Annotated in this window: 11 protein-coding genes; 9 read left to right on the top strand and 2 right to left on the bottom strand. The window is 73.8% G+C overall.

The window, feature by feature from the left end; genetic code table 11:
- Nucleotides 1-93: 93 nt before the first annotated feature.
- Nucleotides 94-816 carry a class III extradiol dioxygenase subunit B-like domain-containing protein gene (locus tag V9U70_RS19105; protein WP_336676774.1) on the top strand — a complete coding sequence of 241 codons (723 nt, stop codon included), beginning with the start codon at nucleotides 94-96 and terminating at the stop codon, nucleotides 814-816.
- Nucleotides 817-879: 63 nt separating this feature from the next.
- On the opposite strand, the gene V9U70_RS19100 is transcribed toward V9U70_RS19105, so the two are convergent.
- Nucleotides 880-1122 carry an antitoxin gene (locus V9U70_RS19100; protein ID WP_336676773.1) on the bottom strand — a complete coding sequence of 81 codons (243 nt, stop codon included), beginning with the start codon at nucleotides 1120-1122 and terminating at the stop codon, nucleotides 880-882.
- Between the two features lie 189 nt (nucleotides 1123-1311).
- Here V9U70_RS19100 and miaA point away from each other — a divergent pair, with 189 nt between their 5' ends.
- The 6 genes from miaA to hflX all read left to right on the top strand — a co-directional run bounded on the left by miaA (nucleotide 1312) and on the right by hflX (nucleotide 9357).
- Nucleotides 1312-2250, top strand: a complete 939-nt coding sequence (miaA, locus tag V9U70_RS19095) for a tRNA (adenosine(37)-N6)-dimethylallyltransferase MiaA (protein ID WP_336676771.1) — start codon at nucleotides 1312-1314, stop codon at nucleotides 2248-2250.
- Nucleotides 2251-2357: 107 nt separating this feature from the next.
- Nucleotides 2358-2810, top strand: a complete 453-nt coding sequence (locus V9U70_RS19090; RefSeq protein ID WP_336676872.1) for a hypothetical protein — start codon at nucleotides 2358-2360, stop codon at nucleotides 2808-2810.
- Between the two features lie 106 nt (nucleotides 2811-2916).
- Entirely contained in the window at nucleotides 2917-3789 is an 873-nt protein-coding gene (dapF, locus tag V9U70_RS19085; protein WP_336676769.1) for a diaminopimelate epimerase, read from the top strand.
- Between the two features lie 207 nt (nucleotides 3790-3996).
- On the top strand, nucleotides 3997-6132 hold the full coding sequence (locus tag V9U70_RS19080) for a RelA/SpoT family protein (RefSeq protein WP_336676767.1): 2136 nt from the start codon (nucleotides 3997-3999) through the stop codon (nucleotides 6130-6132).
- A gap of 84 nt (nucleotides 6133-6216) precedes the next feature.
- The gene (locus V9U70_RS19075) at nucleotides 6217-7668 is read left to right on the top strand and encodes a M1 family metallopeptidase (protein ID WP_336676765.1); all 1452 of its coding nucleotides are present in this window, start codon (nucleotides 6217-6219) and stop codon (nucleotides 7666-7668) included.
- A 168-nt stretch (nucleotides 7669-7836) separates the two neighbouring features.
- Nucleotides 7837-9357 carry a GTPase HflX gene (gene hflX, locus V9U70_RS19070; protein ID WP_336676763.1) on the top strand — a complete coding sequence of 507 codons (1521 nt, stop codon included), beginning with the start codon at nucleotides 7837-7839 and terminating at the stop codon, nucleotides 9355-9357.
- Nucleotides 9358-9569: 212 nt separating this feature from the next.
- On the opposite strand, the gene V9U70_RS19065 is transcribed toward hflX, so the two are convergent.
- Entirely contained in the window at nucleotides 9570-10793 is a 1224-nt protein-coding gene (locus V9U70_RS19065) for a trypsin-like serine peptidase (RefSeq protein WP_336676761.1), read from the bottom strand.
- Nucleotides 10794-11089: 296 nt separating this feature from the next.
- Here V9U70_RS19065 and V9U70_RS19060 point away from each other — a divergent pair, with 296 nt between their 5' ends.
- Both V9U70_RS19060 and V9U70_RS19055 read left to right on the top strand, forming a co-directional pair.
- Entirely contained in the window at nucleotides 11090-12484 is a 1395-nt protein-coding gene (locus tag V9U70_RS19060) for a diaminobutyrate--2-oxoglutarate transaminase family protein (RefSeq protein ID WP_336676760.1), read from the top strand.
- A gap of 28 nt (nucleotides 12485-12512) precedes the next feature.
- Entirely contained in the window at nucleotides 12513-14534 is a 2022-nt protein-coding gene (locus tag V9U70_RS19055) for an IucA/IucC family protein (protein ID WP_336676759.1), read from the top strand.
- The last annotated feature ends 58 nt before the right edge of the window (nucleotides 14535-14592 follow it).

Raw genomic sequence — 14592 nt, 5'->3', positions numbered from 1 at the left:
CCCGGCACGGCCCGACCGGCCCGAGGAAGGGCGGGGGCCTACGTCCCGCGGGGGCGGCCTCGCCGAGCCGCCCCGGCAAGTACGCTGACCGGCATGCTTGTCGCCGCCGCCGTGTGCCCCTGTCCGCCCCTCCTGGTGCCCGAGGTCGCCGCTGGGGCCGCCCCGGAGCTCGACGCCGCGCGTGCCGCCTGCCTCGACGCCCTCGGGGTGCTGGCCGCCGCGCGCCCGGAGCTGCTCGTCCTCGTCGGCCCGGGGGACGGCCGGGCCGCCGGGACCCGCGCGGTGAACGGGCGCGGTACCTTCCGGGGGGTCGGCGTCGACCTCGACGTGACGCTGGGCGACGCGCCGGAGGAGGGCGCGGCGGCCGGCCGGCCGCCGCTGCCCCAGTCCCTGGCGGTGGGCGCGTGGCTGCTGGGCCGGGCCCGCTGGGCGGGCGCCCCCGTCGAAGGGCTGGCCGTCGGCGTACGGACCGATGCCGAGGAGTGCGAGACGGCAGGGCGCGCCCTGGCCCGGCGGGCCGGGCGCGTCGCGCTCCTGGTGATGGGGGACGGCAGCGCCTGCCGCACGCTCAAGGCCCCCGGCTACCTCGACGAGCGGGCGGCCGCCTTCGACGCGCGGGCCGCCGCCGCCCTCGGCGCCGCGGACCTCGAAGCGCTGACCAGCCTGGACATGACACTCGCGGACGAACTCCAGGCGGCCGGCCGCGCCCCCTGGCAGCTGCTCGCCGGCGCCGCACGGGGCGCCGGGCTCACCGGACGGCTGCTGTACGAGGACGCCCCGTACGGCGTGGGCTACACGGTGGCCGTCTGGTCCTGAACACGCCGGTGGCGGGGACGGAACGCCGCGTTCCGTCCCCGCCACCGGCGTGGCGTCACCGGGTCAGGGGGCGGGCGGCGGCGGAGGGGTGCCGCCGTCCTTCTGGCCCAGCTTGTCCACGGCCTCCTTGGCCTTGCGCGTGCCGCTGTCGATCTTGCCGCTGTACTTGCCCTTGGTCTTCTGGTCGACCGTGCGCGCGGCCCTGTCGAGGCCCTGCTCGATCTTGCCCCCGTGCTGCTGTGCGAGGTCGCCGACCTTCTCCTTGGCCGGTCCCAGCTTTGCCTTCAGGTTGTCCAGGAACCCCATTGGGTCACCTTCCGTGCAGTGAGGACTGTCTGCGGGAGTGTTCTCCCCACCCCATTGTCCGTCACCTGTCCCCTTCCGCCGACTTCACGCGTCCCCGCGCGCCGCCACCGGCCGCGGGGCGACGCCGGTCCCCAGCTCACGGCAGCCGCGCGTTTAGGGAAGGACGGGGGAGTTTGGGACACTGTGCCGGTGACCCCTCCCGACCCCGCCCCCCGCGTCATCACCGTCGTCGGCCCCACCGCGGCCGGAAAATCGGACCTGGGCGTGTTTCTCGCCCAGCGGCTCGGGGGCGAGGTGATCAACGCCGACTCCATGCAGCTCTACCGGGGCATGGACATCGGCACGGCGAAGCTGACGGTTCCCGAACGCGACGGCGTGCCGCACCGGCTGCTGGACATCTGGGAGGTCACCCAGGCCGCCAGCGTCGCCGAATACCAGCGCCTCGCCCGACGGGAGATCGACCGGCTGCTCGCCGAGGGCCGCACACCGGTCCTGGTCGGCGGCTCCGGACTCTACGTGAAGGGCGCCATCGACGCCCTGGAGTTCCCAGGCACCGACCCCGGGGTGCGCGCCCGCCTCGAAGAGGAGCTGGCAGAGCGCGGCCCCGGCCCTCTGCACGCACGCCTCGCCGCCGCGGACCCGGACGCCGCCCGGTCGATCCTGCCGAGCAACGGCCGCCGGATCGTCCGCGCCCTCGAAGTCATCGAGATCACCGGCAAGCCCTTCACCGCCAATCTCCCCGGCGACGAGCCCGTCTACGACGCCGTGCAGATCGGGGTCGACGTGGACCGCCCGGAGCTGGACGAGCGCATCGCTCTGCGGGTGGACCGGATGTGGGAGGCGGGACTCCTGGACGAGGTGCGGCGGCTGGAGGCGGCCGGCCTGCGCGAGGGTCTCACCGCCTCCCGCGCCCTCGGCTACCAGCAGATCCTCGCGGCGCTCGCGGGGGAGTGCACCGAGGACCAGGCGCGGGCCGAGACCGTGCGCGCCACCAAACGCTTCGCCCGCCGTCAGGACTCCTGGTTCCGCCGCGACCCGCGCGTCGTGTGGCTCGGCGGGGGCCACCGTGACCGGGGGGAACTCCCGCACCGTGCCCTGACGTTGGTCGAACGGGCGGTCACAGCCTGATCACGTGATGGCATCGGGAAGCTCAGCCCGTCAATACGGCGCCCCCGGCCGTGCCATCATCGAGCATCGATCCACCAGTGGAGTCCGAGTTGGGAGGGCGCGTGGCGATGGAGGCCGGCCCTCGCGACACGGAGCAGCGCGACACAGAGCACGACGTACCGTCACCGCGGGAGAGCGAGGGGCGGCTGAGCCCGGACGGGCCGGAGGAGCAGGACGTGGCCCCCGAGGTCGAGGTCGAGCTGCGGCCCGCCCGCAGGCTTCGGATCTGGCAGCTCGCCCCCATCGTCGTGCTGGCCGCGGTCGGCTCGCTGATGTTCGCCTTCCCCCTCGCCTTCGAGTTCGGCGACGGCGGCGCGGTGGTCGCCATGCTCGGTCTGCTGATCAGCTGCTGCGCGGCCGGCTGGGGCATGATGGCGGCCCGCCGCGTCGGCCACACCTGGCCCGGTCTGCCCGCCCGCGGTTCGGGTGACCGCCCGGACTGGCGGGTGATCGCGCTGTACGTCGCGGTGGCCGTGGCACTGGTCGCCCTAGCCGTCTGGCGCGTGGACCGGCTGCGTTGACGCCGCACCCACCGGGGCCGCGCCCGCCCGGCACGGGCGATACGGCCGCACCCGGGGCACGGGTCCGGCCGTGCGGACGGCCGGCGCAGCCTCGTACAGTTGGCGTGTGAGCACTCCGCAGATCGCCTTCCTCAAGGGTCACGGCACCGAGAACGACTTCGTGATCGTCCCCGACCCGGACAACGCCCTCACCCTGACCGCGTCCGCCGTCGCCCGGCTCTGCGACCGCCGGGCCGGCATCGGCGGGGACGGGCTGCTGCACGTCGTACGGTCCGCGGCCCACCCCGAGGCGCGGGACATGGCGGACGCCGCCGAGTGGTTCATGGACTACCGCAACGCCGACGGCTCGATCGCCGAGATGTGCGGCAACGGGGTACGTGTCTTCGCCCACTACCTCCGGCGCGCGGGCCTCGCAGAGGACGGCGACCTCACCGTCGCCACCCGAGGCGGCGCCAAGCGGGTCCACCTTGCCAAGAACGGCGACATCACGGTCTCCATGGGCCGCGCCCTGTTGCCCGCCGACGGCGTCACGGTCAGCGTCGGCGGCCGCAGCTGGCCCGCCCGCAACGTCAACATGGGCAACCCGCACGCGGTCGTCTTCGTCGACGACCTGGTCCACGCCGGCGACCTGCTCACCGCCCCGCCGGTCAGTCCGGAGGCCGTCTACCCCGACGGCGTCAACGTCGAGTTCGTCGTCGACCGGGGACCGCGCCACGTCGGCATGCGCGTCCACGAGCGAGGCTCCGGCGAGACCCGGTCCTGCGGCACGGGCGCCTGCGCCGTCGCCGTCGCCGCCGCGCGCCGGGACGGCAGCGACCCCGCCACGACCGGCCTCCCCGTCACCTACACCGTGGACCTCCCCGGCGGCACCCTGGTCGTCACCGAGCACCCGGACGGCGCCGTCGACATGACCGGACCCGCGGTGATCGTCGCCGAGGGCGTCATCGACCCGGCGTGGCTCTCCACGACGACCGGGTAGAGCCCGCGGCGACCACGGCCCCCCTGCGCGGCGGGACGACCGCTCCGCCGGAAGCGGTGATCGGCCGCAGCTTCGCTCGAATGGGTGATCCGTTTCACGCTGAGCGGGAGCTGGACTGCGCCACGTGGTGGGGTCGATAGCATCAAGCACCGGCCCCGAGGCGCGTCCGCCCCTCCCCCGTGCCGGTCGACGTCGCCGGAGGTGCCCATGAGTGCAGAGGCCGCCGATCCGGGCGCTCCCCTTCGCAGGCGGAGCCGCCCCCGGATCGACCTGCGCAGACTGGGCCGGGTGGCCCTGCTCGGCCCGGCCTCCCGCGACCGGCTGCCCGACGCCATCGGCCATGTCGCCGAGGCCCACCGCGCCCACCACCCCGACGCCGACCTCACCCTCCTGCGCAGGGCCTACGTCCTCGCGGAGTCCTCGCACCGCGGCCAGACCCGCAAGAGCGGCGAGCCGTACATCACGCACCCGCTCGCCGTGACCCTGATCCTCGCCGAGCTGGGCGCGGAGACCACCACCCTGACCGCCTCCCTGCTCCACGACACCGTCGAGGACACCGAGGTGACCCTCGACCAGGTGCGCGAAGAGTTCGGCGACGAAGTCTGTTATCTCGTCGACGGCGTCACCAAACTGGAGAAGGTCGACTACGGCGCGGCAGCCGAACCCGAGACCTTCCGCAAGATGCTCGTCGCCACCGGCAGCGACGTCCGGGTCATGTCGATCAAGCTCGCCGACCGGCTGCACAACATGCGCACCCTCGGGGTGATGCGCCCCGAGAAGCAGGCCAGGATCGCCAAGGTCACCCGCGACGTCCTCATTCCGCTGGCCGAACGGCTCGGCGTACAGGCGCTCAAGACCGAGCTGGAGGACCTGGTCTTCGCGATCCTGCACCCCGAGGAGTACGAGCGCACCCGCGCCCTGATCAGCGCCGCGACGGACGCCGACGCCCCCCTCGACACCATCGCGGGCGACGTCCGCGACGCCCTGCGCGACGCGGGCATCAGCGCCGAGGTCCTCATCAGGCCCCGCCACTTCGTCTCCGTGCACCGGGTCCGCGGAAAACGCGGCGAACTGCGCGGGACCGACTTCGGCCGCCTGCTCGTCCTGGTCGCGGAGGACGCCGACTGCTACGCCGTCCTCGGCGAGCTGCACACCTGCTTCACCCCGGTGATCTCCGAGTTCAAGGACTTCATCGCCGCCCCCAAGTTCAACCTGTACCAGTCGCTGCACACCGCCGTCGTCGGACCCGGGGGCGCGGTCGCCGAAGTCCTCATCCGCACCCACCGGATGCACAAGGTCGCAGAGGCGGGCGTCGTCGCCCTGGGCAACCCGTACGCCCCGGACGCCACCGCCTCCCAGCAGGCCGAGGCGTTCGACGAGCGCGCCGACCCCACCCGGCCCGGCTGGCTCTCCCGGCTGCTGGACTGGCAGGAGTCCGCCACCGATCCCGACACCTTCTGGACCACGCTGCGCGACGACCTCGCCCAGGACCGCGAGATCACCGTGTTCCGTACCGACGGCGGCACCCTCGGGCTGCCCGCCGGGGCCAGTTGCGTCGACGCCGCCTACGCGCAGTACGGCGACCGGGCGCACACCTGCATCGGCGCCCGGGTGAACGGCCGCCTCGCCACCCTCAGCACCGTCCTGAGCGACGGCGACACCGTCCAGCCGCTGCTCTCCCACGACACCGCCTCCGGCCCCTCGCCCGACTGGCTCGACCACGTCCGCACCCCCGCCGCCCGGATCGCGATCACCGGCTGGCTCCAGACCCACCCCGACGCGGCGAAGCCCGGCCCGGAGACCCTGGAGGCGGCCGGGCACGGCGCGGGGGAGCCGCCGGCCGTCGCGCCGGTCCGCAGGCCCGGCCCACGCCCCGCCGACGTCGTGGTCGACGGCCCCCACGCCTCCGTGCGCCTGGCCGGCTGCTGCACGCCGGTGCCGCCCGACGACCTCACCGGCTTCGTCGTCCGCGGCGGCACGGTCACCGTGCACCGCGGCCAGTGCCCCTCGGTGGCCCGGATGCGGGAGACCGGACGCGCCCCGGTCGGCGTCCGCTGGGCGGACGACGAGAGCCCGCAGTCGCCCGCGGGGTGCCGGGTCACGCTCGTCGCCGAGTCCTTCGGCCGCCCTCGGCTCCTCGCCGACCTCACCGAGGCCATCGCCGGCGCCGACGCGGCGATCGTCTCCGCCACCGTCGAACCGCCCAGCCAACAGCGGGTCCGCCACACCTACACCCTCCAGCTCCCCGACGCCGCCGAGCTCCCCGCCCTGATGCGCGCCATGCGCGACGTGGCCGGCGTCTACGACGTCAGCCGCGCGCAGCACCCCGCCTCCACCGCCTGACCCCCGCCCCGGACGGCCGCCTCGTTCGGGTGGTGCGGCGCGCGGCTCCCCGGCGGGACGGCCGCGCGCTGATAGCGGTAGTCCATGCCGCTCCTCTCCCGCCGTCTGCGGGCCGCCCTGCTGGCCACCGCATCGGCCTCCCTCGTCGCCGCCGCCCTGCCCGCCCCCGAGCCCCTGGGCATCGGCGACCGGCTCTTCCCCGAGCTGGGCAACCCCGGCTACGACGTCCTCGCGTACGACATCGCCCTCGGCTACGGCGGCGGCAACACCGCACCCCTGGATGCGGTCACCAGGATCTCGGCCCGGACCACCGCCCCGCTGGACCGGATCAACCTCGACTTCGCCCGGGGGACCGTCCACGGCATCGAGGTCAACGGGCGTCCCGCCGACTTCGGCTCCAAGAACGAGGACCTGGTCGTCCAGGCCCCCCGCCGCCTCCCCGCGGGCGTCCCGCTCGACATCACCGTTCGCCACACCAGCGACCCGGGCGGGCCCGCGGACGACGAAGGCTGGGTGCGTACCGCCGACGGGCTCGCCATGGCCAACCAGGCGGACGCCGCGCACCGGGTCTTCCCGGGCAACGACCACCCCTCGGACAAGGCGTACTTCACCTTCCGGATCACCGCCCCGAAGGAGCTCACCGCGGTCGCGTCCGGCCTGCCCGCAGGACGGACCCGGCACGGCGCCACGACCACCTGGACCTACCGCACCCGGCACCCCATGGCCACCGAGCTGGCCCAGGTCTCCATCGGCGCCTCCGCCGTCCCGCGCCGCACCGGCCCGCACGGCCTGCCGATCCGCGACGTCGTCCCTGCCGCCGACCGGAAGGAGCTGGAGCCCTGGCTGGAGAAGACCCCCGCCCAGCTGGCCTGGATGGAGGAGCAGGTCGGCCGCTACCCCTTCGAGACGTATGGGGTGCTCGTCGCCGACAGCCCCATCGGATTCGCCCTGGAGACCCAGACGCTGTCCCTGTTCGGCAAGTCCTTCTTCACGGAGCCCGCCTACCCGCGGTGGTACGTCGAGTCGGTCATGATCCACGAGCTGGCCCACCAGTGGTTCGGCAACAGCGTCTCACCGGAGACCTGGTCCGACCTGTGGCTCAACGAAGGCCATGCCAGCTGGTACGAGGCCCGCTACGCCGAGGAACACGGGGGCGGGAGTCAGGAGCGGCGGATGCGTGAGGCGTACAGGCTCTCCGACGGCTGGCGGGCGGACGCCGGCCCGCCGGCGCACCCGGACGGCCCCGCCCCCGGGCAGAAACTCAGCCTGTTCCGCCCGGTCATGTACGACGGCAGCGCGCTGGTGCTCTACGCCCTGCGCCAGGAGATCGGCGCGGCGGCCTTCGACCGCCTGGAACGCACCTGGGTCCGGGCGCACCGGGACTCCACCGCCACCACCGCGGACTTCACCCGGCTGGCCTCCCGTATCGCGGGGCGCGATCTGACCGCCTTCTTCGACGGCTGGCTGTACGGGAAGAAGACCCCGCCGATGCCCGGGCACCCCGACTGGCGCAGCGCCGACCCCGCCGCCCCGTGACGCGGAGACGCCCGGCCCGCGACGAAACCCACGTGACGGGCCCGGCGGGGCCGTGCCACTATCGACGCGTCGGCCCGGCGGACCGCACCGGAGTCTCCCTGGAGGGAATCATCCGGGCGGCTCACACGTTGTGACTGACGTAACGACTTCAATCGACGTAAGGACCCAATGACCTCCTCTTCTTCCCTTCCCCAGGACGCGCGGGACGCGCAGAGCGCCACGGAGAACACCACCGAGAGCCTCACCGAAAGCCTTCGGGCCGACGCCCTGATGGAAGAGGACGTCGCCTGGAGCCAGGAAAACGACGGAGCACGGGACGGCGAGCAGCTGGACCGCTCCGAGCGTGCCGCGCTGCGGCGTGTCGCCGGACTCTCCACCGAGCTGGAGGACGTCACCGAGGTCGAGTACCGCCAGCTGCGCCTGGAGCGCGTCGTGCTGGTCGGTGTCTGGACCTCGGGGACGGTGCGCGACGCGGAGATCTCCCTCGCGGAGCTGGCCGCGCTCGCCGAGACGGCGGGCGCCCAGGTGCTGGACGCGGTCTACCAGCGGCGCGACAAGCCGGACCCGGCCACCTACATCGGCTCGGGCAAGGCGCTGGAGCTGCGCGACATCGTGCTCGAGTCCGGGGCCGACACCGTCGTCTGCGACGGTGAGCTCAGCCCCGGCCAGCTGATCCACCTGGAAGACGTCGTCAAGGTGAAGGTGGTCGACCGGACCGCGCTCATCCTCGACATCTTCGCCCAGCACGCCAAGTCCCGGGAGGGCAAGGCGCAGGTCTCGCTGGCGCAGATGCAGTACATGCTGCCGAGGCTGCGCGGCTGGGGCCAGTCGCTCTCCCGTCAGATGGGCGGCGGCGGTTCCAGCGGCGGTGGCGGCATGGCCACCCGCGGCCCCGGTGAGACCAAGATCGAGACGGACCGGCGCCGGATTCGCGAGAAGATGGCGAAGATGCGCCGGGAGATCGCGGAGATGAAGACCGGCCGTGAGATCAAGCGCCAGGAGCGCAAGCGCAACAAGGTGCCCTCGGTCGCCATCGCCGGGTACACCAACGCGGGCAAGTCCTCGCTGCTCAACCGCCTGACCGGGGCCGGAGTCCTGGTGGAGAACGCCCTGTTCGCCACCCTGGACCCGACCGTCCGCCGGGCGGAGACGCCGAGCGGCCGGGTCTACACGCTCGCCGACACCGTCGGGTTCGTCCGGCACCTCCCGCACCACCTCGTCGAGGCGTTCCGCTCCACCATGGAGGAGGTCGGGGAGTCCGACCTCATCCTGCACGTGGTGGACGGCTCCCACCCGGTCCCCGAGGAGCAGCTCGCAGCGGTGCGCGAGGTCATCCGGGACGTCGGCGCGGTCAACGTGCGCGAGATCGTCGTGGTCAACAAGGCGGACGCCGCGGACCCGCTGGTCCTCCAGCGGCTGCTGCGCACCGAGAAGCACGCCATCGCGGTCTCGGCACGGAGCGGCGCGGGCATCGAGGAGCTGCTGGCGCTCATCGACTCCGAGCTGCCCCACCCGTCCGTGGAGATCGAGGCGCTCGTGCCGTTCATCCAGGGGGCTCTCGTCTCCCGGGTGCACGCCGAGGGGGAGGTCCTCTCCGAGGAGCACACCCCCGAGGGCACCGTGCTCAAGGCGCGGGTCCACGAGGAGCTGGCCGCGGAGCTCGCGGTCTTCGTCCCCGTAGCGCACTGACCACCCCGGTGCGGGACGCGCCCTGACGCGGCCCGGTCGCAAGGCCGCCGAACGCGGCGCTCGTACGCATCGAAGGCCCGGCCCCCCTGGGGCCGGGCCTTCGGCACGCTGCCGGGCAGCCGGCGTGCGAAGGGCCCGGCACGGCACGGCCACCCGGCAGGCGACCGCCGTGCCGGGAGCCGCGGGACGCGTCGTGCGCCGAGGCCGGCGTCCTACCGGCCCGCGTACTTCTTACTGACCGAGAGGTAGACGCCCTCGGCCTCCTCGCCGAGCCGCGGTCCGGCCAGCCAGCCCCCGGCGACCGGGCCGATCGAGGTGTTCGAGACCAGAGCGGGCTTGCCGTCCCGGCCCGCCGCGACCCAGCCGCCGCCGGAGGAACCGCCGGTCATGGTGCAGCCGATGCGGTGCATCGTCGGCTGGTCCGTGCGGACCGAGAGACGGCCCGGCTTGCCGTCGCACCGGAGCAGCTGCTGGCCGTCGAACGGCGGTGCGGCCGGGTAGCCGGTCGCGCTCAGGCCGGTGATCTGGGCCGCGGCGGGAGCGTCGAACTCGACCGGCAGCGCCGCACCGACCGTCTCCTCCAGCGACTTGCCGCCCGAGCCCTTCTCCGGCGTCACGTGCAGCACCGCGAAGTCGTACGGAGCGCCCTGCCCGCCGACGGCCGCGCCCTCGGCGATCCACTGCTCGGAGGTCTGGGCCCACTGGCCCCACCACACGCCGTAGGGCGCGATCTTCTCCTTGGGCGCGGTCTCCAGCTCGCTCAGCGACAGGCCGTCGTTGTTGTACGCCGGGACGAAGGCGATATTGCGGTACCAGCCGCCCTTCTTCCCCGCGTGCACGCAGTGCCCGGCGGTCCACACCATGTTGGACCTGCCCGGGTTCGCCGGGTCCCGCACCACGGTCGCGGAACAGACCATCGACCCCTGCGGGCCGTCGAAGAGCAGCTTCCCGGACTCCGGCGCGTTGTCGTGGTAGGGCGTCGCGACACCGGCGGCCCGGACCGGAGCCGGCGTCGGGTCCGTCACGCCGCCGTCGCCGGCGATGTCGTCCTCCACCGGGGTCTTCGGAGGCTCGTCGGCCTCCCGCATCCGGTCGGGGTCCCAGAGGCCCTCGATGATCGGGTTGACGAAGTCCTTGGCCTCACGCAGCCATGTTTCCTTGTCCCAGTTCTTCCACTCGCCGTCCCGCCACTTGTCCGGGTCGATCCCGTGCTCCTTGAGCCGGTTCTTCCAATCGTCCGGAAGGGTGACCTTGCCGTCGGAGGACCCGTCGGCGGAGGCGGTCGGCACCACGGCCGCGTTGTCCTCCTTCGGACCGCAGGCGGTGGCGGTGAGCGCCAGGACCGCGGCGACGGCCGTCGCGGCGAGGGCGCCGGCGGGCGCTCGCCGGGCGCGCCTGACGCGGCGTGTGGTGTCGGTCGGGCGAATGGGTCGCATCTGGTGATCCCCCTGGGAACTTCGTCACTCGGTCTGCTCGGTGCGGTACGTCGGGCATGCGGGAGCGACGGCTCCGGCCCGCGGTGCGGCCCCCACTATGCCGGTGCCGATGGTGACGGTACGAGGCAGGTCCGCGGTTCCGCCGCCACGAGGATGTTCCGATTCACCCGTGCTCCATCGCGCTCGGCGTCGTTGGTACGTGCGGGGGAACCAGGACAGCGTTCACCCCCTCGTTCCGTCCGCGTTCTCTCGCACCCATGTGCGACGCGACTGTCACCGCAGGAGGACCCACAGCCGTGGCCGTGATCGAACCCGTTCCCGTGGTCCAGCCTCCCCCGCACGAGGGCATCCTCCGCCGGCAGGCGCTGCGCGAGTCCGCCGCCCGTACCTACGCGCGGTCCCTCCCCATCGTCCCGGTGCGCGCTCGCGGGCTCACTATCGAGGGCGCTGACGGGCGGCGTTACCTCGACTGCCTCTCCGGTGCGGGGACCCTGGCGCTCGGGCACAACCACCCCGTCGTGCTCGAGGCGATCAGGAAGGTCCTCGACTCCGGAGCGCCGCTGCACGTGCTGGACCTCGCCACCCCGGTCAAGGACGCCTTCACGACCGAGCTGTTCGCCACCCTGCCGCGGGAGTTCGCCGACAACGCCCGCATCCAGTTCTGCGGCCCCGCCGGCACGGACGCCGTCGAGGCCGCGTTCACCCTGGTCCGTACCGCGACCGGGCGGACCGGCCTGCTCACCTTCACCGGCGCGTACCACGGTATGACCACCGGGGCGCTGGAGGCCTCCGGCGGGGCGAGGGACGTCCGGGTGACCCGGTTGCCCTTCCCACAGGACTACCGCTGCCCGTTCGGCACCGGCGGCGAACAGGGCGCGGCGCTCGCCGCCCGCTGGACGAAGCACCTGCTGGACGACCGGAAGGGTGGATTGCCGACCCCGGCCGGGATGATCGTGGAGCCGGTCCAGGGCGAGGGCGGCGTCCTCCCCGCCCCCGACTCCTGGCTGCGCGACATGCGCCGGATCACCGCGGACCGGTCCATTCCGCTCATCGCGGACGAAGTGCAGACCGGCGTCGGCAGGACCGGAGCGTTCTGGGCCGTCGAACACAGCGGCATCGTGCCGGACGTCATGGTCCTCTCCAAGGCGATCGGCGGCTCCCTCCCGCTCGCCGTCATCGTCTACCGCGCTGAACTGGATCTCTGGCAGCCGGGCGCGCACGCGGGTACGTTTCGCGGTAATCAGCTCGCCATGGCGGCGGGCGCGGCCACGCTCGCGTACGTCAGGGAGAACCGCCTGGCGGACCGCGCGGCGGTCCTGGGGGAGCGGATGCTCGCCCGTCTGAGGGAGTTGCGGACGCACCATCCGGGGATCGGCGACGTGCGGGGGCGTGGACTGATGATCGGCGTGGAACTGGTGGACCCCGAGCGCGCGCCCCTGCCCGCCGAGGCCGACGACCACGCCCCCGCGCCGCCGCCCGACCCGGCTCTCGCCCGCGCCGTCCAGCAGGAGTGCCTGCGCCGCGGCCTCATCGTCGAACTGGGCGGTCGCCACGGCGCCGTGGTCCGCCTCCTGCCGCCCCTCACGCTCACCGACGAACAGGCGAGTGCCGTCGTCGACCGTCTCGCCGACGCGCTGGCAGCCGCAGAACGCTCCCCGCACCGTCGGACCACCACCGGGCCCATCAGCTGATCCCGGGCCCCACACAAGGAAGAACGCCGTGAACCCCACCCCCGCGCCCGAGGCCGACGGCCCCGGCGCCCCCCAGCACCGAGGGCAGGACGGACCGGCCGCCCCCGGCACGGTCGAGGCGACGACCGTGCCCCGTCAGAAAGCGGCGCTCCACGGCACCGCGACCCCCCCGTCGCCCGCCGCCGGTTCCGGGTCCGCGCCGGGGCACGGAAGCCCGCACGCCCCCGGCGACCGTGCGCGGCCGTCGGACCCGGCCCACGGCCTCGCACGGACGCCCGAAGCGCCGCATGAGCCGACCGGACCGCCCGCTGCGCCCCGGGGCCCGGGCGGACCACCGGACGCACTCGACGACCCGGACCCGCTGCGGGCCGCCGACGCGGCCGGCACGGAGAGCCTGCTGCGCTGCTGGGCCCGGGAGACGAACGTGCCCCGCCCCAGGGGCGACACCCTGCGTCTGCCGTTCCCCGCGAGCGGCACCGCCCTGCGCGTCCCCGTGCGCTACTGGTCCGCCACCGGCGCCCACCGTTTCGGGCCGCCCGCCCTCGAGAACGCCCCCGCTGACGCCCCGCCCGCCGACGCCGTCGCCCTCGCCGTCCTCATCGCCCGTGAGGCGGACCGCGACGGCGCAGCCGACCTGGTCGCCCGGGTGGCCGACTCGGTACGCCGCACCGCGAGCTTCATCGACCAGCGGCGGCGCAGCCCGGCCGACCCCGAAGGAGGCGATCTCTTCCTCACGGCCGAGCAGTCCCTGCTGCTCGGCCACCCCCTCCACCCGACCCCCAAGAGCCGCGAAGGACTCTCCGACGCGGAGTCACACCGCTACTCCCCGGAGCTCCACGGGTCCTTCCCGCTCCACTGGTTCGCCGTGGACCGGTCCCTGATCGCCACCGACTCCGCGTGGACCGAAGGGGGCCCCGCCACCGCGGAGGAGCTGCTCGCCCCGCATGCCGAAGGAGTCCAGACCCCGCCCGGGACCGTCGCCGTCCCGCTGCACCCCTGGCAGGCCGCCGACCTGCTCCACCGCCCCCGGGTCCGCGCCCTGGCCGACACCGGACTGCTGCACGACCTCGGTCCGCACGGTGCGCCCTGGCACCCCACCTCCTCCATCCGCACCGTGCACCGGCCGGGCGCGCGGGTCATGCTCAAGCTCTCCCTCGGCGTACGCATCACCAACTCCAGCCGGGAGAACCTGCGCAAGGAGCTGCACCGGGGCGTGGAGGTCCACCGCCTCCTGGCGAGCGGGCTGGCGGAACGCTGGCAGCTGGAGCACCCCGGCTTCGACATCGTCCGCGACCCCGCCTGGCTCGCCGTCGACGACCCCGAGGGAGTCCCCGTCACCGGACTCGACGTGATGATCCGCCAGAACCCCTTCGGCGCGGCCGACGACGCCGTCTGCATCGCCGGACTCACCGCGGGCCGCCCCCGGCCGGGACAGCCCGCCATGCGCTCCCGACTCGCCGAGGCCGTGACCCACCTCGCCCTGAGCACCGGCCGCGACGTCCACACCGTCTCCGCCGAGTGGTTCCGGCGCTACCTGGACCGCGTCGTGCGCCCGGTCCTGTGGCTCGACGCCCACGCCGGGGTCGCGCTCGAAGCCCACCAGCAGAACACCCTGGTCCTGCTCGACCGGGACGGCTGGCCCGTCGGCGGACGCTACCGGGACAACCAGGGCTACTACTTCCGCTCGTCCCGCCGCGCCGAACTGGAACAGCGGCTTCCCGGCATCGGCGCGGTCAGCGACACGTTCGTCTCCGACCCGGTCACCGACGAACGGTTCGCCTACTACCTCGGCATCAACAACGTGCTCGGTCTGATCGGCGCGTTCGGGTCCCAACGCCTGGCCGACGAGCGGGAACTCCTCGCCGTCCTGCGCCGATTCCTCACGGAGACCGCGGAACTGGGCTCGCCCCTGCCCGCGTACCTCCTGGAGAACCCCCGGCTGCGCTGCAAGGCCAACCTGCTGACCCGTCTGCACGGCCTCGACGAGCTGGTCGGGCCGGTCGACACCCAGTCCGTCTACGTCAGCATCGCCAACCCGCTGCACAGCTGAGCCCCCCGAGAGACTCCGGCCGCGCCCGCACCGGAGAAGCTCACCGGCCGCACCAGGT

The sequence above is a fragment of the Streptomyces pratensis genome (assembly GCF_037137275.1).
In the GTDB taxonomy this organism is placed as follows: domain Bacteria; phylum Actinomycetota; class Actinomycetes; order Streptomycetales; family Streptomycetaceae; genus Streptomyces; species Streptomyces pratensis_B.
The sequence above is the reverse complement of the archived record's forward strand: the minus strand, read 5'-3'. Positions and strand labels throughout refer to the sequence as shown.